This is a genomic window from Bacillus sp. 0102A (assembly GCF_036765155.1).
Classification (GTDB): Bacteria; Bacillota; Bacilli; order Bacillales; family Bacillaceae; genus Bacillus; species Bacillus subtilis_G.
The window spans coordinates 196,771-215,918 of the sequence record NZ_JBAIZW010000004.1; the positions used below are offsets into that span (position 1 = coordinate 196,771).

The following is a 19,148-nucleotide window of genomic DNA, read 5'->3' on the forward strand; positions in this document are numbered from 1 at the left end:
TCATCGCCTTCTTTAACGTCCTAATTTTTTTAATACAACTGTTGCTAATGCATCAATAAATTCCGGCTTTGCATTCGGCATTTCCGGGCGGTAGTAGCTTGCGCCGATATCGTCAGTGACCACTTTGCATTCATAATCATTATCGTAAAGCACTTCTAAATGATCCGCTACAAATCCGACAGGGACATATACAAATGCCTGATAGCCTTTTTGTTCGAATAAATCACGTGTTAAATCCTGTACATCGGGTCCGAGCCAAGGATCAGGCGTGTTCCCTTCGCTTTGCCAGCCGACAGCATATTCGGAAACGCCTGCGCCTTCAGCAATCAATTTCGCCGATTCATGAAGCTGGTCCGGGTACGGGTCTCCAAATTCTTTGATTTTTTCCGGCAGACTGTGGGCGGATACGATGAGCATCGCCTTTTCTCTTTCATCCTCCGGCATTGAGGCATATGTTTCCTTCACTCGGTCAACCCAGTATTTCACGAACTTCGGTTCATCGTACCAGCTTTCAACAGACGTAATCGTTAAGCCGCCAAGTTTTTCAGCCTCTTCTTTGGCACGTTTGTTGTAGGACTGCACGCTGAATGTGGAGAAATGCGGTGCCAGCACGATGCTGACTGCTTCTGTGATGCCGTCCTTATGCATCTCTGCCACAGCGTCTTCAATAAACGGCTCGATGTGCTTCAGACCGATATACGCTTTAAATGTAATCTTGTCCTGAATGTCATTTAAGTGCTGTTCAAGCTTGTGCGCCTGATCTTCTGTGATTTTGGCAAGCGGTGAAATGCCGCCAATTGCTTCGTATCTGTCTTTTAAATCTTGAAGCATTTCAGGTTCAGGCTTTCTGCCTCTTCTGATATGTGTATAATAACGTTCGATATCTTCTTCTTTATAAGGCGTGCCGTACGCCATAACGAGAAGCCCCATTTTCTTTCTACTCACTGTTTACACCCTCTTTAATGATCTGATACAAATATTTTGACAGGTATATCATCATGATACCAAAAGATACGCTTAGGAATATTGACCCGTTTTTTTGTTTTGTGAATATTTATGGACAAATGCTGTCAGTTTTTTCAAAACCTCAGGACTGACGTCAGGAAATACCCCATGTCCAAGGTTAAAAATGAAACCGTCCGATTTCAGGCCCTGATCCAGTATGTCCGCCGTTTTTTTCTCAATGACTTCCCAAGGCGCCAGCAAAATGGACGGGTCCAGATTGCCCTGCACTGTTTTGGCGATGCCTTTTGATCTGGCCTCCTCAATGCCGAGTCTCCAATCGAGCCCGACAACATCGAGGGGAAGGTCATGCCAATCACCTGCCAGATGGCTTGCGCCGACACCAAACATGATCAGCGGCACATCCTCCTGTGCAAGCTCTGTAAAAATCCGGTTCATCACGGGTTTGATGTATGTTCTGTAGTCCGCTTGATTCAGCGCGCCGACCCACGAATCAAAGATTTGAATCGCTTTTGCGCCTGCTTTAATTTGCGCTTTTACGTATACGATAATCATGTCGGCAAGCTTATGCATCAAAAGGTCCCATGCATCCGGCATGCTGTACATGAAGGCTTTTGTTTTATTGTAGTTTTTCGAAGGACCGCCTTCGATCATGTAGCTGGCAAGCGTAAAAGGCGCACCTGAGAAACCGATGAGCGGGACGTTGAGCTGCTCATTGACAAGCAGTTTAATCGTCTCTAGCACGTACGGCACGTCCTGTTCCGGATCAATCTGTCCGAGTTTTTCAATGTCCGCCAGAGACCGGATCGGCTGATCAATCACAGGCCCGATCCCGTTTTTGATTTCAACATCCACTCCGATTGAAGGCAGCGGAGTCATGATATCTTTATAAAGGATTGCAGCATCGACTCCGTATTGCTCAACCGGAAGTCTTGTGACATACGCACATAGTTCGGGCTGATGGGTAATCTCGAACAATCCGTACTTTTCCTTCAGCTTACGGTATTCCGGCTGTGAGCGCCCAGCTTGTCTCATGTACCATACAGGCGTGTGATCCGCTTTTTCTCCCCGTGCAGCTTTTAAAAACGTCTCGTTAAACGTTTCTTGTTTACTCATCTGATTTCCACCTTTCATACTGCAACCATACGTTCGTGTTTCTTGACCATTACACTATACCTCGTTTTGGGCAAATGGTATAGAAATGAGGCTCAATGTTCAAAAAATCGCCGAATTCCATTAAGAGGAAAACAATTTCGGCTGAACGTAATCGGTTCCTTCCCCTTCTCTTTTTGTCTGTGTATTATAAGGCACAACTTTATAAGAAGCGCCTGAAAACAAGTTGGCATAAGAGATTTCATAGCTGCCCTTTCCTTCGACTGAATCAAGAAGCGTCTCCTTGCCATCCTTATTTACATAAATTCTGTATACGGTCCGATCATCCTCTTGAGCATCCCATTTTAATTCAATGGTAAACAGCCCCGCTGCTTTAAATGTGTAATCTGCTGCCAGCGTTTTGACCGGCTCCAGCTTAATCGGGCTTTCCAGTTCTTTGACGTTTTTAGGCTTCGTAAACACATCACCGGTTTCTCCAGCCTGTGTCAAAATATCTTTAAACATCCTCGTCGAATACGCGCTGCCGCCCTTTAAATAATGGTTTTGGTCTGTTTTATCATAGCCCATCCAGACAGCCCCGGTTATTTTCGGCGTATAGCCGGCAAACCAAGCATCCTTTGTCGCGCCGGAGACGCCTGTATAAGAAGTAGAGCCGGTTTTTCCCGCCAGGTCGCCGTGATAAGTTCCTGACGCGGCCGTTCCCTTTTTGACCACCTGCTGCAGCATTCTCGTCATATTCCAAGACGTCTGCTTGCTGAATACCCGCTTTCCTTCTTCTTTATGGCCAGCTATTGTTTCTCCGTCTTCATCCTCTATGCTGGAAATAAAGAACGGTTCAGTATACATTCCATTCGCGGCAAACGTATGAAACGCGCCTGCAAGCCGGAGCGGGGAAACGCCTTTTTCCAAACCGCCGAGAGCGAGGGCAAGGCCTTCATCAGGGATATCGATGCCGTTTGCTTTCAAATAAGATTTTCCTGTTTCGACGCCGATCTCATTCAGCGTCCAGACAGCCGGTGCGTTTTTGCTGTACGTAATGGCGTCAGACATGGTCACTTCGCCCTCATACTGGCTGTCATAGTTTTTCGGTGTATAATCTCCGTAGGATTGCAGCTCATCCTTCAATAGAGAATATGGTTTAAATTTCTTTTCCTGCATCGCCGGCCCGTATACCGCAAGCGGCTTCAATGTGGAACCCGGCTGGCGGGCAGCTGTGACGCGGTTGTATCCTTTGGATGTGTATTCTCTTCCGCCGATCGCCGCTTCCACACCGCCTGTCTTGTTATTGATAAAGACGGCGCTTCCTTCAGCATTCTGGTCTGTTCCGGGATAGTAGCTTCCCTGCTTCATCACCTGATAAGCCGTCTTCTGAAGCTTCGAATCAAGCGGAACCTTGATCGTGTATCCGCCTTGAAGAAGCTGCTCTCCGGAAATCGAGTACTTGTCTTCCGCCTCTTCAATCACAAGATCAATATAGCTGTCAAACCAAGGTGTTTCCGACTGTTTCTTCACGTTCAGACCAAGCGTCCTCCCCTGCGCGCTGACAGCCTCTTTCGCACTGATGTAGCCTTGGTCATTCATCATGCCGAGAATCGTATCACGCCGTTCCTTACTTTTATCAGGATGCAAAACAGGAGAATACGTAGAAGGCGCCTTCGGAATAGCGGCCAAAACCGCGCCTTCGGATACAGTTAAATCTTTTACTTCCTTATTAAAATAATAGTGGGACGCCGCTTGTATGCCGTAGACCCCATGCCCGAAGTAAAGCTGGTTCAAATACATTTCCAGAAGCTTGTCCTTGCTGTAATCCCGTTCAAGATTAATCGCAATGATCACTTCTTTTGTTTTTCTTAAAAACGTTTTGTCGTGTGTCAGAAAAATATTTTTGGCAAGCTGCTGGGTGATCGTGCTTCCGCCTTCCACCTTTCCGCCTGCTAATATATCGCGGTATACCGCCCTTCCGACAGATTTCGCATCAATGCCGTGATGCTCATAGAACCTTTTATCCTCAACAGCGATAAACGCTTCTCTGACCCGCTCCGGAATCTCATTAATCGAGACCGGCTCACGATTTTCAGTATACAGGCTGGCAACCTCCACTCCGTCTTGATCGACAATTTTTGAAGAGGCATGAAGAATCAGCTTCTTTTCATCTATGACATAATGCCCGAGAAAAATAATTGAAATATATCCTATTAAAGCGAGAAAAGCAGTTAACACTAAAATAATGATGGGTATAAATAGTTTCTTTTTCTTCACCTTAAACATGAACTCACCTCGCCTTTCTAAAGGTAGTATGGGAAAAATTGTTTGGAATTATGTTTGAAGCACTCGCCAATAGAAACTTATACCATTGTTTTGATATACTAGCAAGCAGGAGGTGGCTGATATGAATGTTTATATTACATATGGGACAGCCGATTTTTTAAAAACGCTCGTAAAGAAGCATCCGTCGGAAAATATCCTTTTGATGCAGGGCCAGGAAAACGCGATTTTGATCCACGAAACAAGCGGAGATACCGTTTTTCAGGCACCCCATGCTTATGAAGCGATTGACCAAGCCGGCGAGATGAAGAATCCCGGTTTTGCCGTCTTGAACAATATTGCCGTCACTCCGGAAGGACGTCCGCTGTTTGAAAACAGATTCAAAAACAGAGCGGGAAAGGTAGAAAACGAGCCCGGTTTTGAAGCAATTCGTGTGCTCCGCCCGCTTGACAGTGATACGTACGTCATTCTGACCTTGTGGGAAACGGAAAGAGCCTTTCAAGACTGGCAGCAGTCAGGTTCATACAAAGAAGCCCACAAAAAACGCGGCACGTCTGCCGGAATTGACACCACGTCGATCTTCTCCCGGCCTTCGTATGTCACCACATATTCCGCTGTCGAATAGCTGCCGGCATCTCCGGCAGCTTTTTTATCGGGGGGAAAGCAAAATGAAGTACACTTGCCCAGTCTGCGGGTTTAAGGGACTGACTGAACCGGCATATGATAAGCATGGGTATCATTCTTATGAAATTTGTCCGTGCTGCGGTTTTCAGTTTGGATTTGATGATTACGAGATGCAGCGCGAGGATTGTTCATTTTTAAAACCATCGGAAAGCATCATCGCCTACAGAAAAAACTGGCTGGCTGATGGCGCCGTTATTTTTTCTCCTGAATGCTTCCCTGAGCATCAGCAGAAAGCGAATAGAGTGTTAAAGCAGCATTTGCTTGAGCAGCTCAAACAGATCAATGTTCATCTTCTTCTATCATAACCCTGCCTTCTGTCCCCGCACCTTCCGCCTGCCTATGAATAATCTGTAGGAAGCGGAAGGAGTGATCAATGATGGAAGTCGGGATTTTGTCTGTCCACATTCTGTATGTGTTTTTTATCGGGGCGATTATCCTATTTATGCTGCTGCGGAAAGATACGACCTTTATTTCCTTATTCGGCATTTTCATGATATCGCTTTGGACCAGCCATTCACTTTCAGCTTCTGTCAGCAGTTTATTCCACAGCTTTATTTACGCGGCCGGCGAACTGCTGCCCACGATTTTTATCATTTGTTTTATCGTTTCGATGAGTGATTTGTTAACAAAAACAGGGATAAATGAAGCAATGATTTCTCCCTTTGCAAACCTTGTGAAAGGCCCTGTCACTGCCTATTGGCTGATTGGCGGCCTGATGTTCGCCATTTCTCTCTTCTTCTGGCCTTCTCCGGGTGTCGCTTTGATCGGCGCCGTCCTGCTCCCGGCGGCGGCCCGCGCCGGGTTGCCGCCTATTGCAGCAGCCATGGCCATGAACTTGTTCGGTCACGGTTTTGCTTTGTCAGGGGACTTTGTCATTCAGGCGGCGCCGAAACTGACAGCTGATGCGGCAGGCCTTCCTGTCGGTGATGTCGTCTCGGCGAGCATTCCCCTTGTGCTGATTATGGGTGTGACCACAACAACCGCAGCTTTTATCATGATTCAGCGCGAACGCAAAAAACAGCTGGGTCCAGCTTCAGATTCTTTTTCCCCTAAGCTTTCTGACGAACAAGACACCTCGCTGTATTTGCCAAAACGCCTGCGGTCCATATTGGCTTTTTTGATTCCGCTTGTCTTTCTTGGGGATATCGCCTGCATGCTCTTGTTTAATCTACAGGGAAATGATGCAACCGCGTTAATCGGCGGGTCTGCCATCTGCATCCTCCTGACTGTCCATTTTCTCGTGTATAAGCAAAAAGGGCTTGAAAAAATCACCAGTTATTTTATTGATGGGTTCCAGTTCGGCTTTAAGGTTTTCGGTCCCGTCATCCCGATTGCCGCTTTCTTTTACCTTGGCGGCTCAGGTTTTGAAAGCATACTGGGCACTGCACTTCCTAAAGGCTCCCAAGGCATTGTCAATGATCTCGGCATTGCTTTATCCGGCATGATGCCTATGTCAAAGGAGCTTGCCGCCGTTGCTCTAACTGCCGTTGGAGCGATAACCGGCCTCGACGGATCAGGGTTTTCAGGAATTTCTCTCGCAGGCTCTATCGCACACCTCTTTTCGTCCGCTCTTCATACTGATCCCGCCGTTCTGACCGCACTCGGCCAAATATCTGCCATCTGGGTGGGGGGCGGAACACTGGTCCCATGGGCGCTGATTCCCGCTGCGGCCATTTGTAAAGTTGATCCTTTTGAGCTTGCCAGAAAAAACTTCATTCCCGTCGCGATTGGCCTTTCTGTGACAGCCATCGCAGCCATGGTGTTGGTTTGAAATCGAGTTGAAATATTCAGACTTTTTCTATACAATCATGGAAAAGCATAGAAAAAGGGGGAAGCGGCTTTGTCCATATTTACACTGCAGAAAGAGATAAACAAACAGCTCGACAGCTGTTTTGAAGAAATGGTCGAGATCAGGCGCCATTTTCATATGTATCCTGAGCTCTCGTTTCAAGAAGAAAAAACCGCCGCATTTATTGCTTCCTATTATGAATCATTAGGCGTCCCGATCCGCACGAATGTTGGCGGCAAAGGGGTTTTAGCATATATAGAAGGCAGCGAATCCGGCCCAACAGTCGCGTTGCGGGCCGACTTTGACGCCCTCCCCATTCAAGATGAAAAAGATGTTTCTTACGCCTCCAAAGTGCCGGGTGTCATGCACGCATGCGGCCATGACGGCCATACGGCAGCTCTTCTCGCAGTGGCAAAGGTCCTTCACCAAAACAGACATGAACTGAAGGGAACATTTGTGATAATCCATCAGCATGCGGAAGAATATTATCCGGGAGGCGCAAAGCCAATGATTGATGACGGCTGTCTTGAAAATGCAGATGTGATATTCGGCACGCACCTTTGGGCGACTGAGCCTCTCGGAACCATTCTCTGCCGCCCCGGCGCCGTGATGGCGGCGGCGGACCGATTTACGATAAAAATCCGCGGTAAGGGCGGCCACGGCGCTCACCCGCACGATACAAAAGACGCCGTCCTGATCGGCTCGCAAATCGTTTCCTCTTTACAGCACATTGTCAGCCGCAAAGTTAATCCGATTCGTTCCGCCGTCATTTCGACAGGCTCTTTTATCGCCGACAACCCGTTTAATGTCATTGCAGACCAAGCCACACTCATCGGCACAGCGCGTTCATTTGACGAAAGTGTCCGCAATGTTCTGGAGAAAGAAATTGAAGCAGTTGTAAAAGGAGTGTGCAGCATGCACGGCGCGTCCTATGAGTACAACTATGAACGGGGCTATCCGGCTGTTGTGAACCATCCTGCAGAAACGAGCCACTTGGTCAGAAGCGCAAAGAACACGGAGGGCGTTCAGCAGGTCATTGACGGTGAACCGCAAATGGGCGGCGAGGATTTTGCTTACTACTTACAAAACGTCAAAGGCACTTTTTTCTTTACTGGTGCCGCTCCTGAACAGCCAGAGCGCGTCTATCCCCACCACCATCCGAAATTCGATATCAATGAAAAAGCAATGCTGACAGCAGCAAAGGTGCTTGCGGGTGCCGCGATCACCTATCATACACTATAAAAAACAGCCGGAGTGTTTATTCTCCGGCTGTTTCCTTTGTAATTCTCATATGAAAAACGTGTCTTGCCGTCTCGCCAAGCTGAGAAAGCAGCTTATAATTGGCAATGCCGCCTACTGCCGCACCTACTCCGGGCAAAAGCTGCAAAAGCTTTACGACGTCGATATAATCGCGATATTCCTGCTGGAACACTCTCCAGTCGATACTCTTTTTCTCCGTCTCCCAATTGTCGATGACACAAAAAAGCGATTTGCGGCAGTCATCACTCGAAAACGCGAGCTGAAATACAAGCAGCAAAAACATTCTTTCTTGTGCATCCTTCACATCAAAGCCATAAATTGAGGATAAGGTAAATAAACACTTCATCTTAATCGAAAGCAGCAGCGGGAAATCGGCAATCCCTAAAAAAATGCCGCCCGCTCCGGTACCGACTCCCTCAGCAGCCGCCACTTTCTGATAAGAAGCAATCGTTTTTTTCGCCAGTTCGTTTTTTTCACTGAGCGAAAGTGTGCTTGTATCCTTCTTATAGGCGATGATATTGGAGCCGGCCATCGTCGCTTCCACCATTTTTTTCACACTTTCGGTGACGGCCGCATGAATTTTTTCCGGAATCCGCTCATTCACCTTCGTTTGCATACGCTTTGAAAAGCGTTCAAACATGGAATCTTTTCGCAAAAAATGCATTTTCCATTGAAGGGCTTCATGCATCAGCAGCTGGTTGTCTGTCATTTGACCTACCCCTTTTTAAGCTCACAGCTTTCCATGTTTTTTCAGTCTGGTTGTCATATAAGAAGGCATAATAACAAAAATCAGGACGGCAGAACCGATCAGCGCGTACAGAAACCCTGTCAAGCCGGCAGCATAGGCAGAAGCAGCAGACATCAGCAGCGCTTGTACGCTAAGTGCCGTTTTTAATAAAGAGAAATAACTTTTCAGCTTCGTTTCTGTTTTCACAGGGTAAAGCTCTTGAAGCGCCAAATGGTCAAAGTGGCCGAACAGCGGCAGAAGCTGAACGCCCGTAATAAAAATGGTAAACACGGTCAAAACCCCTGCAATGAGCGGGCTTGCCGACACATACATAATGATCAGCGCGAAAATGACCGTCAATCTGACGAGGATGCCCAAATAATCACTTGAACGTAAAAAGGCCCGGGTGAACATGTAGGCAAACGTTTTGCGCTGTTCAAACGGCACGAGACGCAGCAAAAAGTCGAGATACGCCCTGCGTTTCGCTTGCTTCCGTAAATGCGGCACATCAGTGAACAGGTTGGCAATCCGATAGAAACGCTGCTTGCGTCTCAATTCGGACTCAATATGGCTCTCCCATTTAAACGTTTTCCGTTTTGCTGTGGAAGACATATAGAGATAAAGACCTGCCATAATGACATAAACCACAAGCGCATACATATAAACAGATTGGAAAACAAAATATAGAACGAGCGTATTCGCCGCAAATCGAATGATCACATCCATCGGTTTCAAGCTTCGGTCATTCTGGAAGGTCGTGCGCCATTCCATCACCTGATTCCACGCTTTCAGCAGCAAAAGCTGGGCAAAAACTGCCGCATACGATGCGAGCGAAGCCCCCGGTGCGACAGCGAAATAAAGCGGCATTGCAACAATGCTCAGTGCAATCAGCGGAAACAGCTGAGACACATAACTGTAGACAAACGCCTGCTTCAAGTAAGGCTCCATTTTTGCTTCAAGCGGCAATAAGAAGACAAGGTCAGCCTCTTTCAACAGCGTCCGCACATAAGAGCTTGTCAACACGAGCGAAAACAGTACGGCCATCACCCAGAAGGACGGAAAGTGAGCGGGAATGTCACGTATCCATTTGCTGTACCAGCTTGCAGCGCCCGCGAGAAAAAAGATCAAAACAATGACAAGGTGATCGTTGAGCATATATTTCATATACGTCCTTGTTTCTTTGATATGCTCCTGCAGCCGCGACTGCCAAATATCAAGCATATTATTCATGGCCAGCGTCTTCCTTTGTGAGTTCAAGATACAAATCGTCCAGCGCCGCGTCCTTCATTCCAAACTGCTCTCTGAGTTCGGACAGCGTGCCGCGCGCCCGCACCTCGCCGTTATGTAAAATAATAAACGAATCACAATAGCGCTCCGCGGTTGCCAAAATGTGCGTTGACATCAGCACGCTCGCCCCGCTTTTTTTCGCTTCATTCATCCGCTCAAGCAGCGCGTTAATCGCAAGCGGATCAAGTCCTAGAAAAGGCTCATCAATGATGTAGAGCGCGGGCTCTGCCAAAAATGCGCACATAATCATAACCTTCTGCTTCATTCCTTTAGAAAAATGAGCCGGGAACCACTTCAGCCTCTTTTCCATTCGGAATTCCTTTAAAAGCGGCGGCAGCCTTTTCTCCATCGTTTCTTTTGAAATACCGTATGCCATCGCTGTTAACTCCAGATGCTCCATCAGCGTCAGCTCTTCATATAAAACAGGTGTTTCAGGTATATAGGTGAATTGTGAGCGGTAGCCTTCCGGATCCTCAGCAAAGGTTTTCCCATTTAATTCGATTGATCCTTTATGCGCGTCCATCAGCCCGATGATATGTCTGATTGTTGTACTTTTACCCGCACCGTTCAGCCCGATTAAACCGACAATTTGATTCGGTTCAAGGGTGAATGATACGTTTTTCAAAACCGGATTTCTTGTATATCCGCCGGTCAAGTTCTTTACCGATAGCAGAGACATAGTTTCTCCCCTTATATTGTTTTCTTCATAGTACCAAAAACAAAGCATGATTTGAAACAATTCCCTTTTAACAAATGATGAATTTGCTGTCATAAAGAGACAGGTTTCCGGACATCATAATGGTTGTAGAGGAAAAGCATATCAACTGAAAAATGAGGTGTTTGTCAAAGACGTCTTAGATACAGTTGGATAGAAAATAAACATGTCCAATGCTCAAACCATTTCTCTTCACTGAACTTGATGAATTCTTCTATGAAGCAAATTGTCAAATGAGGTGTTTATCGCAGGAATCGTTAGGCATTAAACAAGTCTTCATTTTATCGACAAATGAGGTGCTTACCAAAGGCATATCACATTTTCTTCACAAAGCTCTTCCTCTGCATTCAGGGTGAACGCTCGCCGTTCATCCTGTTTTCTATTTCCAGCATTTCTGTGGTACGATGAGTGTATACATACGAAACAATTTCATAAGGAGGAACTTTCATGCATAATGCAGAAAATTGTATCTTTTGTAAAATTATTGCCGGTGACATTCCATCCGCAAAGGTGTATGAAGATGAACACGTGCTGGCCTTCCTTGATATAAGCCAAGTGACAAAGGGACACACGCTTGTCATTCCGAAAACGCATATCGAAAACGTGTATGAATTTACGGATGAATTAGCAAAACAATATTTTCACGCTGTTCCGAAAATCGCCCGCGCCATCCGGGATGAATTTGAACCGATCGGCTTAAATACGCTGAACAATAACGGCGAAAAAGCAGGACAATCTGTTTTCCATTATCATATGCATATTATCCCGCGCTACGGAAAAGGAGACGGATTCGGAGCCGTTTGGAAAACACATGCTGATGATTACAAACCGGAGGATCTGCAGACCATCTCTTCCTCTATCGCGAAACGCCTGGCCTCATCATAAGATGGGGTTATTTTATTTGTGAGCATTTATAGCAAACATCCGTCAATTTCTTTTGATTATTCTAATTTTTTATCAAAAAACTGCATTTTTGTGATAGGATAATTGTATTATTTTATACATTAACGTGGAGAACAGGGAGAGGATCATGATGGAACGCACAACAAATTTTAACGCAGGTCCTGCAGCGCTGCCATTGGAAGTTCTGCAAAAAGCACAGAAAGAATTTATTGATTTTAACGAATCCGGCATGTCCGTTATGGAGCTTTCCCACCGCAGCAAAGAGTACGAAGCGGTGCACCAAAAAGCGAAAAATCTTTTAATCGAACTGATGGGCATCCCGGAAGATTACGATATTTTGTTTCTTCAAGGTGGGGCAAGCCTTCAATTCTCAATGCTTCCGATGAACTTTTTAACACCTGATAAAACCGCGCATTTTGTAATGACTGGGGCTTGGTCAGAAAAAGCCCTCGCTGAAGCAAAGCTCTTCGGGAACACCTCTGTGACAGCGACAAGCGAGGCAGACAATTACAGCTTTATTCCTGAAGTTGACCTTACAGATGTAAAAGACGGCGCGTATTTACATATCACGTCCAACAATACGATTTTCGGCACACAGTGGCAAGAATTCCCGAATTCCCCTATTCCGCTTGTCGCTGACATGTCCAGCGATATTTTAAGCAGAAAAATCGATGTGCCCAAATTTGACGTGATTTACGGAGGCGCCCAAAAGAACCTCGGCCCTTCCGGTGTGACAGTTGTCATCATGAAAAAAACGTGGTTGCAAAATGAAAATGCGAACGTTCCAAAAATCCTGACATATTCAACGCATGTCAAAGCGGATTCACTTTACAACACTCCTCCGACATTTGCGATTTATATGCTGAGCCTTGTTCTGGAATGGCTGAAAGAAAACGGCGGTGTTGAAGCTGCTGAACAGCGCAATGAACAAAAAGCGCAGGTGCTCTACAGCTGCATTGATGAAAGCGGCGGATTCTATAAAGGACATGCCAGAAAGGACAGCCGCTCACGCATGAATGTTACCTTCACGCTTCGTAATGACGAATTAACGAAAACATTCGTTCAGGAAGCAAAAGAAGCAAAGATGATCGGCCTTGGCGGACACCGTTCAGTAGGAGGCTGCCGTGCTTCTATTTATAACGCGGTGTCTCTCGAAGACTGTGAAAAATTAGCTGCGTTCATGAAGAAATTCCAGCAGGAAAATGAGTAAAAAGTCTGGCTATGCAAACCGTTCGTTTGGTATACTGTTTGCATATCACATTCTTTAAGCCTTCGCAATAAATGACGAGCATATTATTGGAGGGCAAAAAGCTTAGCAGAGGAGAGCATAGATATGAAAACAAAAGAGTTAGTCATTATGGCTCTGTTTGCCGCAATCGGCGCAGCGCTTCATTCCATTATTCCGCCCTTTTTAGGGGGCATGAAACCAGATATGATGCTGATCATGATGTTCATGGGCATCCTTCTGTTCCCGCGGGTGCAAAATGTACTCGTCATTGGGATTGTGACCGGAATCATTTCCGCACTTACAACCGCATTTCCAGCCGGACAGATTCCTAACATCATCGATAAACCCGTGTCAGCGTTTCTGTTCTTCATCCTGTTCCTTTTGTTCAGAAAGAGCCAGAAAACAGGTGCAGCCGCAGTTCTGACAGCGATCGGGACCATCTTATCGGGCATTGTATTTTTATCGTCAGCTTTATTGATCGTCGGTTTGCCTGGCGGTTTCGCCGCATTGTTCGCGGCTGTTGTTCTGCCGGCCGCTGTACTGAACACAATCGCAATGATTATTATTTATCCGATTGTGCAAACCATTTTAAAACGTTCAAGCTTTATGGAAGCTGCTGAATAATTGTCACCCAAAACCTCTTCCGCTTCCGGGAGAGGTTTTTTTCGACAGAGAGTCCGCAGCCTGTCAGCATGTTTTAAGCAAAGAGTTTTGTGAAAAAGATAAGACATAGTGTAAAGGCGGTTCCGGTTGAACAAACAAGCGCTTTCTGCCGGATGACCTTCTTGGGCGGATAAGAAGCAGCCTGGCTGAGGAGTCTGATATAGTAAACAGCGCCTGAAGCGAAGGCAAGGGTGATGCAGGATAACACCATTATAAAGACAGACAACCTTCTCCCTCCTTTTCACTTAAAAAATATGCTAAAATAAAGCAAGCTATGTATAGAAGTTCAGGCTTTCAACAAAAAACGAAAAATACTGAATGAATCCTATTTTCAAGAAAAAGACGGGGTGATTGTAATGGCGGACGGACGTTCTCTGCTAACAGGACTATTCGTAGGCGGCATTATCGGAGGGGCTGCAGTTCTTCTGACTGCACCTTCCTCAGGAGCGCAGCTGCGTGAAAAAATGAAAACCAATTATGATTCTTTCGAAGAAACGATCAAACGCTTAAAATCAGACGGACTTGCGTTAAAAGACCAGCTGATCAAAGCGGCCAAAGAAAGTACAGAAGTCATTAAAGATGTGAGCGGCGAGCTCCAAACGTCAATTAAAAAATGGCAGGAAGAGATCAAACCTCACCAGCAGGATCTGCAAAAAGAAATCGCTGATATTGAAGAGAAGATCAAACAGCTGGAGAAAACCTTACAAAACTAATATCCTATTCAAAGGAAAAAAATGCGGGCTAAAACTGGACCCGCATTTTTTTTGCCGAAAAAGCCTCTCACCGCAACGGATTGTGAATTTATTAAAAAATTCTTACATTTTCATCTTTATTAATCTTTATTTTATTGGCATAATAGAGAAAAAGAAAAAGAGAAGCAGGTGACGTAATGAATCGAGTGGAACCGCCTTATGATGTGAAAGAGGCTCTGGTCTTCACCCAGAAAATGGCTCAGCTTAGCAAAGCTCTTTGGAAATCGATCGAGAAGGATTGGCAGCAATGGCTTAAACCGTATGACCTGAATATTAATGAGCATCATATTTTATGGATTGCGTATCAATTGAATGGAGCTTCCATTTCTGAAATCGCGAAATTCGGGGTCATGCACGTATCAACCGCATTCAACTTTTCAAAAAAGCTGGAAGAGCGAGGATATTTAAGATTCTCCAAACGCCTGAATGATAAACGGAACACATACGTCCAATTGACTGAGGAAGGGAATGAAGTATTCTGGAGCTTGCTCGAGGAATTCGATCCGACTCGCAACGCGGTTTTTAAAGGGTCACAGCCACTTTATCATTTATTCGGAAAATTCCCTGAAGTGGCAGAACTGATGTGTATGATACGCCATATTTACGGCGATGATTTTATGGAAATTTTCGAAACGTCACTCACCAATATTGACAATGACTTTGAAAGCGCAAACGGAAAACTGAAGAAAAAAGCAAAGGACAGTGCTGCGGATGAACCGGCAGAAGAGCTCGAACCTGTAAACAGTTAATCAAAGTGCTTCATGATGCCGATAAAGACTTCCATCAGCTCTTGATAAAGCCCTTGCTCATACAAGGAAAAAATGGTTTCATGAACATCTAATTTTTCATTCAGCTGTCCGGCAAAAAGCGCAAGGAGCTTATCGAAGGTTACAAATCCTTGCGCTTTTTGTGCTGTCAGCTCAACCGACAATTCATCGCATATCCTCATAACCTCTTCCCCTTCTTCCCTGCTCAGCCCTTTGTCAATGAGAAGCGCATAGAAAGGGTACCTGTCCATATCTACTGTTTTCACTAATAATTGTATGTAATATTCTAATCGCTCAATGCGATGATCCATCGAATCCATCCACACCACTTCTTTCTATCTTTAATCTTATTTTAGCTGATAATTCACTGAGAAGAAAGTTCTAACCCCATATTTCGCAGTTTGTTTGCTTGTTTCAAAAAAATACCTGCCGGATGATATTTTTTCTTAAAAAAGCATTGATTTTTTCTCTTAGGAGGAGTAAATTATTTTGAGATTCTAATCAAGATGTATGGAAGGATGACTTTAATGAATTGCTGGAAGACCATAAATCTCATGAAGGATTATGGCGCCGTTCGCATCATATTAATTGCTGTATGTTTTATGATTTTGGTTTTTATATCTACCTTTTTAGCGTTTGAGCTGCTGCGGCCCGGCACAAGCTTAAGCGATGAATATGTACCTGTATTCGGCGGATTGCTCGTCTTTATTTTATTTGCACATAAAGTCATCCATGTCCTGCCGATCATCTGCAAAAAAAGAAAATCAGAAAAAAAGTTTTCCATATTGCGTATGCGCGCATGGAAACGGATACCAAAAACGACTATGCTGATTTCACTGGTAAGCCCGTTTTTGCTGATAACGCCTGTATTGTTTTACGCTGCGCTGGCTTTTCCAAATCATGCCCATTATTTCTGCATGATTTCGGGCATTCATGCCGGCTACTGTCTCCCTGACTTCTTGCTGGCCCTTAAGTTGATACAAGCGCCGAAATCCGCTTTTATTGACCAGGAAGCAGACGGCTTGGATATTCTTGTTGAAAAGTAGCCAAACCTTGTCGCTAGTAGCGATTTTTCAATTTGCATTCTATCTTTTTTAATAAATATTTGGTAATGTAATATGGGACAGTTCAGAGAGAGGGGGAATCTCCCATCATTTTATTCTATTTTATCGTGGCTGCCATGTTTATTTTATATTTCATAAACAGGCTCACCAATACACTATGCCTTGTCAGAGAGATTCCTGAAGAGCGGCAGGATAAGGTATTCCGATTTATCAATGTATCTATATTAATTTTACTGATCTCTTCATTTGTGGAGATCTCCTTTACTGTGTAAATATGAAAGAAAGCCTAGCTGCTGATTCAGCAGCTAGGCTTTTTATTTTGATTAGCACAGCCAAGAAGCACCGATGATAATCAATAAAATAAATAACACAACCAATAAAGCGAAACCGCCTGCAAATACTTCACCCATCTTAAAAAGCACCTCCTGTAAAAAGCTTTATTTTCCAATTACATCTTATGCAATTCATGATTGAAACGATTAGGCGCTAGTGAAAATAAAGGATCGCTTATCTTGCAAGCGATCCCCGGGTTGCTTAGTAGATGTAAGCTGCACCTACGATGATAAGCAAAATGAACAGTACTACAAGCAATGCGAAACCGTTAGAGTATCCTCCGCTCATGTTACATACCTCCTTTTCTTGATCAATATATAAGTATGCCATCAGCAAAAGTTTGACTAGACGAATGCCCTTTATTTAAAATCTTTTTACAGAAAGCCACAATGTGTTATGATACGCTTAGGTAATTTAATTTGGAATGATTAGGAGTGTTTGAAAACAATGAAAAAAATTGCAATAGCAGCTATTACCGCGACAAGCATCCTCGCTCTCAGTGCTTGCAGCGGCGGCGACAAAGAAGTCATCGCAAAAACAGACGCAGGCGATGTAACGAAAGGCGAGCTTTACACAAACATGAAGAAAACAGCTGGTGCAAGCGTCCTGACACAGCTAGTGCAAGAAAAAGTATTGGACGAGAAATATAAAGTGACAGATAAAGAAATTGACAACAAGCTGAAAGAATACAAAACACAACTTGGCGATCAATATACTGCCCTCGAAGATCAATATGGAAAAGATTACCTCAAAGAGCAAGTAAAATATGAATTGCTTACACAAAAAGCGGCTAAAGATCAAATCAAAGTAACAGATGCTGATACTAAAGAGTACTGGGAAGGCTTAAAAGACAAAATCCGCGCAAGCCACATTCTTGTCGCTGATAAAAAGACAGCTGAAGAAGTAGAGAAAAAGCTGAAAAAAGGCGAGAAATTTGAAGACCTTGCAAAAGAATATTCTACAGACAGCACTGCATCAAACGGAGGCGACCTTGGCTGGTTCGCAAAAGATGGTATGGTGGAAGAATTCAGCAAAGCTGCATTTAAATTAAAAACAGATGAAGTCAGTGATCCTGTCAAATCACAATACGGCTATCATATCATCAAAAAGACAGAAGAACGCGGCAAATACGATGACATGAAAAAAGAACTGAAATCCGAAGTTCTTGAACAAAAACTAAATGACAGCACAGCCGTTCAGGAAGCTGTTCAAAAAGTCATGAAGAAAGCTGATATCGAAGTAAAAGATAAAGATCTCAAAGACACATTTAATACATCTTCAAAAAGCGACAGCACTTCTAGTTCTAAATAATAAAAAAAGCTGTGCAGGCTCATTGAGCTGCACAGCTTTTTTATGCGATGGAATGGTTTTGATTTTCTTCTTCAGGCTGTTGGGAATTGCGGCGTTCTCTCTCCTTTTCCATCCTCTCCATATATATCTGCCCTTCTTTTTCAATAAAGGACTGGTCTGCTTTTTCTTCCTCTTTGGCTGCCGCCACAATTTTATATGCACTGAAAATGATGCCTACAATACAAAGATACACCCACCATGGAAAAAATAACACGGGCTCCTCCCCCTTTTGCATAGATTCTTTATTCTTAAATCTATGCGGGAATGAGACGAGTTATGAGCGGCAAAAGCGCATAAAAAAGGACTGACCTGAATGGTTCAGCATCAGTCCTTTTTTATTATTTATGAAAAGTCGGTTTGTAAAAGGAACGGTTTTCCAGTGCGAATACACGTTCAGTGTACTCGCCCGGCTTCACGCGCTCAAGCGCTCTGTCCATCATATTCATTTTGGCATCCAGGTTGTCTATATAGTGCAGAATTTCCGCTTCTTTCACCATCGGCGGCTTCGGGCTTCCCCACTCCGCTTTGCCGTGGTGACTCAAAATCAAGTGCTGAAGAATTAACACCTCTTCAGAATCAATTTGAAGCTCTTCAGCCGCTTTTGACAGCTCTGTGACCATAATCGAAATATGGCCGAGCAGATTGCCTTCGACCGTATACGAAGTGGAAACAGGGCCGGACAGCTCTTTCACTTTTCCGAGATCATGCAGGATAACACCCGCATAAAGCAGATCGCGGTCAAGAGACGGATATAAATCCGCAATGGATTTCGCCAGATTCAGCATAGAAACAACATGATACGCTAAACCGGAGACAAACTCATGGTGATTTTTCGTAGCCGCCGGATAATCCATAAATTCTGCTTCGTGTTTTTTGACTAAAAACCTTGTAATCCGCTGGATATTCGGATTTTTCATTTCAAATATATATTGAGTGATGGTGTCCATCATTTCATTTTTCGGAATGGGCGCGGTTTCTAAAAAATCATCAATATTGACGTCTTCATGCTCGCTCACTGGTCTGATATTTCTCAGCTTCAGCTGGGTGCGCCCGCGGTAATGGTGGACATCCCCCACGACCTTCACAATCGTCTGCGGCGCATAGGTCACTTCATCACTTTGCTTGGCATCCCACAGCTTCGCTTCAATATCGCCTGACTGGTCTTGCAGCATCAGCGTTAAAAATGGTTTCCCGTTGCTGGCAATCCCTTTCGTCAAGGATTTAATCAATAGATATTGGTCCACCTGTTCGCCAACCTCATGTAGCATAATCCCTTTAGCCATTC

22 protein-coding genes and 1 pseudogene are annotated in these 19,148 nt (G+C 44.7%); 11 read left to right on the forward strand and 12 right to left on the reverse strand.

The window, feature by feature from the left end; all coding sequences use genetic code 11:
• Positions 1–12: 12 nt before the first annotated feature.
• From hemH to V6D41_RS11560, 3 genes are all read right to left on the reverse strand, one after another.
• Entirely contained in the window at positions 13–945 is a 933-nt protein-coding gene (gene hemH, locus V6D41_RS11550) for a ferrochelatase (protein ID WP_333518293.1), read from the reverse strand.
• A gap of 72 nt (positions 946–1,017) precedes the next feature.
• Positions 1,018–2,079 carry a uroporphyrinogen decarboxylase gene (gene hemE, locus V6D41_RS11555; protein ID WP_087991253.1) on the reverse strand — a complete coding sequence of 354 codons (1,062 nt, stop codon included), beginning with the start codon at positions 2,077–2,079 and terminating at the stop codon, positions 1,018–1,020.
• A 120-nt stretch (positions 2,080–2,199) separates the two neighbouring features.
• Positions 2,200–4,344: a transglycosylase domain-containing protein gene (locus V6D41_RS11560; protein ID WP_333518294.1), complete on the reverse strand. Its 2,145-nt coding sequence runs from the start codon at positions 4,342–4,344 to the stop codon at positions 2,200–2,202.
• A 121-nt stretch (positions 4,345–4,465) separates the two neighbouring features.
• On the opposite strand from V6D41_RS11560, the gene hmoB reads away from it, so the two are divergent.
• The 4 genes and pseudogenes from hmoB to sndC all read left to right on the forward strand — a co-directional run bounded on the left by hmoB (position 4,466) and on the right by sndC (position 8,056).
• Positions 4,466–4,966 carry a heme-degrading oxygenase HmoB gene (gene hmoB / locus V6D41_RS11565; RefSeq protein ID WP_333518295.1) on the forward strand — a complete coding sequence of 167 codons (501 nt, stop codon included), beginning with the start codon at positions 4,466–4,468 and terminating at the stop codon, positions 4,964–4,966.
• A 43-nt stretch (positions 4,967–5,009) separates the two neighbouring features.
• Positions 5,010–5,330 (forward strand): annotated as a pseudogene (locus tag V6D41_RS11570) (hypothetical protein).
• Between the two features lie 68 nt (positions 5,331–5,398).
• A complete protein-coding gene (locus V6D41_RS11575; protein ID WP_333518296.1) occupies positions 5,399–6,796 on the forward strand; it encodes a hypothetical protein in 1,398 nt (465 codons plus the stop codon).
• Positions 6,797–6,865: 69 nt separating this feature from the next.
• Positions 6,866–8,056 (forward strand): N-acetyl amino acid acetylase SndC, encoded by a 1,191-nt coding sequence (sndC, locus tag V6D41_RS11580; protein WP_333518297.1) that lies wholly within the window; start codon positions 6,866–6,868, stop codon positions 8,054–8,056.
• Between the two features lie 16 nt (positions 8,057–8,072).
• Here the strand turns inward: sndC and V6D41_RS11585 are convergent, their stop codons facing one another.
• From V6D41_RS11585 to ecsA, 3 genes are read right to left on the reverse strand one after another with little or no spacing between them, the layout of a single operon-like run.
• A complete protein-coding gene (locus V6D41_RS11585; RefSeq protein WP_333518298.1) occupies positions 8,073–8,783 on the reverse strand; it encodes an EcsC family protein in 711 nt (236 codons plus the stop codon).
• Between the two features lie 21 nt (positions 8,784–8,804).
• Positions 8,805–10,031 (reverse strand): ABC transporter permease EcsB, encoded by a 1,227-nt coding sequence (gene ecsB, locus V6D41_RS11590; RefSeq protein ID WP_333518299.1) that lies wholly within the window; start codon positions 10,029–10,031, stop codon positions 8,805–8,807.
• Positions 10,024–10,767 carry an ABC transporter ATP-binding protein EcsA gene (gene ecsA, locus V6D41_RS11595; RefSeq protein WP_333518300.1) on the reverse strand — a complete coding sequence of 248 codons (744 nt, stop codon included), beginning with the start codon at positions 10,765–10,767 and terminating at the stop codon, positions 10,024–10,026. The genes ecsB and ecsA overlap by 8 nt, the downstream gene beginning before the upstream one ends.
• Positions 10,768–11,250: 483 nt before the next feature.
• Between ecsA and V6D41_RS11600 the strand changes: the two genes are divergently transcribed.
• The 3 genes from V6D41_RS11600 to trpP all read left to right on the forward strand — a co-directional run bounded on the left by V6D41_RS11600 (position 11,251) and on the right by trpP (position 13,558).
• Complete coding sequence (locus V6D41_RS11600) at positions 11,251–11,688, forward strand: HIT family protein (protein ID WP_087991245.1); 438 nt, start codon at positions 11,251–11,253, stop codon at positions 11,686–11,688.
• A 148-nt stretch (positions 11,689–11,836) separates the two neighbouring features.
• Positions 11,837–12,916, forward strand: coding sequence for a phosphoserine transaminase (serC, locus tag V6D41_RS11605; protein ID WP_333518301.1), 1,080 nt, complete (start codon positions 11,837–11,839; stop codon positions 12,914–12,916).
• A 123-nt stretch (positions 12,917–13,039) separates the two neighbouring features.
• Complete coding sequence (gene trpP, locus V6D41_RS11610; protein WP_087991243.1) at positions 13,040–13,558, forward strand: tryptophan transporter TrpP; 519 nt, start codon at positions 13,040–13,042, stop codon at positions 13,556–13,558.
• Between the two features lie 73 nt (positions 13,559–13,631).
• On the opposite strand, the gene V6D41_RS11615 is transcribed toward trpP, so the two are convergent.
• Positions 13,632–13,823, reverse strand: coding sequence for a hypothetical protein (locus V6D41_RS11615; protein WP_333518302.1), 192 nt, complete (start codon positions 13,821–13,823; stop codon positions 13,632–13,634).
• A gap of 130 nt (positions 13,824–13,953) precedes the next feature.
• Between V6D41_RS11615 and V6D41_RS11620 the strand changes: the two genes are divergently transcribed.
• A complete protein-coding gene (locus tag V6D41_RS11620) occupies positions 13,954–14,310 on the forward strand; it encodes a YtxH domain-containing protein (protein ID WP_148964162.1) in 357 nt (118 codons plus the stop codon).
• 176 nt (positions 14,311–14,486) lie between these two features.
• The gene (locus tag V6D41_RS11625) at positions 14,487–15,098 is read left to right on the forward strand and encodes an HTH-type transcriptional regulator Hpr (protein ID WP_148964161.1); all 612 of its coding nucleotides are present in this window, start codon (positions 14,487–14,489) and stop codon (positions 15,096–15,098) included.
• On the opposite strand, the gene V6D41_RS11630 is transcribed toward V6D41_RS11625, so the two are convergent.
• On the reverse strand, positions 15,095–15,436 hold the full coding sequence (locus V6D41_RS11630) for a YhaI family protein (protein ID WP_333518303.1): 342 nt from the start codon (positions 15,434–15,436) through the stop codon (positions 15,095–15,097). The two genes, V6D41_RS11625 and V6D41_RS11630, sit on opposite strands and share 4 nt — an antisense overlap.
• A gap of 207 nt (positions 15,437–15,643) precedes the next feature.
• Between V6D41_RS11630 and V6D41_RS11635 the strand changes: the two genes are divergently transcribed.
• Positions 15,644–16,162, forward strand: a complete 519-nt coding sequence (locus V6D41_RS11635) for a DUF3267 domain-containing protein (protein ID WP_333518304.1) — start codon at positions 15,644–15,646, stop codon at positions 16,160–16,162.
• A 341-nt stretch (positions 16,163–16,503) separates the two neighbouring features.
• Here the strand turns inward: V6D41_RS11635 and yhzE2 are convergent, their stop codons facing one another.
• On the reverse strand, positions 16,504–16,590 hold the full coding sequence (gene yhzE2, locus V6D41_RS11640) for a sporulation protein YhzE2 (RefSeq protein ID WP_032681524.1): 87 nt from the start codon (positions 16,588–16,590) through the stop codon (positions 16,504–16,506).
• A gap of 124 nt (positions 16,591–16,714) precedes the next feature.
• Complete coding sequence (yhzE1, locus tag V6D41_RS11645) at positions 16,715–16,801, reverse strand: sporulation protein YhzE1 (protein WP_003327753.1); 87 nt, start codon at positions 16,799–16,801, stop codon at positions 16,715–16,717.
• Positions 16,802–16,960: 159 nt separating this feature from the next.
• Between yhzE1 and V6D41_RS11650 the strand changes: the two genes are divergently transcribed.
• Complete coding sequence (locus V6D41_RS11650) at positions 16,961–17,824, forward strand: peptidylprolyl isomerase (protein WP_333518305.1); 864 nt, start codon at positions 16,961–16,963, stop codon at positions 17,822–17,824.
• A gap of 40 nt (positions 17,825–17,864) precedes the next feature.
• On the opposite strand, the gene V6D41_RS11655 is transcribed toward V6D41_RS11650, so the two are convergent.
• Together V6D41_RS11655 and yhaM are read right to left on the reverse strand one after the other, a co-directional pair.
• Complete coding sequence (locus V6D41_RS11655; RefSeq protein WP_333518306.1) at positions 17,865–18,077, reverse strand: sporulation YhaL family protein; 213 nt, start codon at positions 18,075–18,077, stop codon at positions 17,865–17,867.
• Between the two features lie 124 nt (positions 18,078–18,201).
• Positions 18,202–19,146 (reverse strand): 3'-5' exoribonuclease YhaM, encoded by a 945-nt coding sequence (yhaM, locus tag V6D41_RS11660; protein WP_333518307.1) that lies wholly within the window; start codon positions 19,144–19,146, stop codon positions 18,202–18,204.
• Positions 19,147–19,148: the final 2 nt, after the last annotated feature.

Coding starts and splice junctions, on each gene's coding strand:
- yhzE1 (WP_003327753.1), bottom strand. CDS start 16,801: ATGAGCGGAGGATACTCTAACGGTTTCGCATTGCTTGTAGTACTGTTC.
- yhzE2 (WP_032681524.1), bottom strand. CDS start 16,590: ATGGGTGAAGTATTTGCAGGCGGTTTCGCTTTATTGGTTGTGTTATTT.
- V6D41_RS11600 (WP_087991245.1), top strand. CDS start 11,251: ATGCATAATGCAGAAAATTGTATCTTTTGTAAAATTATTGCCGGTGAC.
- V6D41_RS11585 (WP_333518298.1), bottom strand. CDS start 8,783: ATGACAGACAACCAGCTGCTGATGCATGAAGCCCTTCAATGGAAAATG.
- V6D41_RS11650 (WP_333518305.1), top strand. CDS start 16,961: ATGAAAAAAATTGCAATAGCAGCTATTACCGCGACAAGCATCCTCGCT.
- V6D41_RS11560 (WP_333518294.1), bottom strand. CDS start 4,344: ATGTTTAAGGTGAAGAAAAAGAAACTATTTATACCCATCATTATTTTA.
- yhaM (WP_333518307.1), bottom strand. CDS start 19,146: ATGGCTAAAGGGATTATGCTACATGAGGTTGGCGAACAGGTGGACCAA.
- ecsB (WP_333518299.1), bottom strand. CDS start 10,031: ATGAATAATATGCTTGATATTTGGCAGTCGCGGCTGCAGGAGCATATC.
- hemE (WP_087991253.1), bottom strand. CDS start 2,079: ATGAGTAAACAAGAAACGTTTAACGAGACGTTTTTAAAAGCTGCACGG.
- trpP (WP_087991243.1), top strand. CDS start 13,040: ATGAAAACAAAAGAGTTAGTCATTATGGCTCTGTTTGCCGCAATCGGC.
- hmoB (WP_333518295.1), top strand. CDS start 4,466: ATGAATGTTTATATTACATATGGGACAGCCGATTTTTTAAAAACGCTC.
- V6D41_RS11620 (WP_148964162.1), top strand. CDS start 13,954: ATGGCGGACGGACGTTCTCTGCTAACAGGACTATTCGTAGGCGGCATT.
- V6D41_RS11635 (WP_333518304.1), top strand. CDS start 15,644: ATGAATTGCTGGAAGACCATAAATCTCATGAAGGATTATGGCGCCGTT.
- ecsA (WP_333518300.1), bottom strand. CDS start 10,767: ATGTCTCTGCTATCGGTAAAGAACTTGACCGGCGGATATACAAGAAAT.
- serC (WP_333518301.1), top strand. CDS start 11,837: ATGGAACGCACAACAAATTTTAACGCAGGTCCTGCAGCGCTGCCATTG.
- V6D41_RS11575 (WP_333518296.1), top strand. CDS start 5,399: ATGATGGAAGTCGGGATTTTGTCTGTCCACATTCTGTATGTGTTTTTT.
- V6D41_RS11625 (WP_148964161.1), top strand. CDS start 14,487: ATGAATCGAGTGGAACCGCCTTATGATGTGAAAGAGGCTCTGGTCTTC.
- V6D41_RS11630 (WP_333518303.1), bottom strand. CDS start 15,436: ATGGATTCGATGGATCATCGCATTGAGCGATTAGAATATTACATACAA.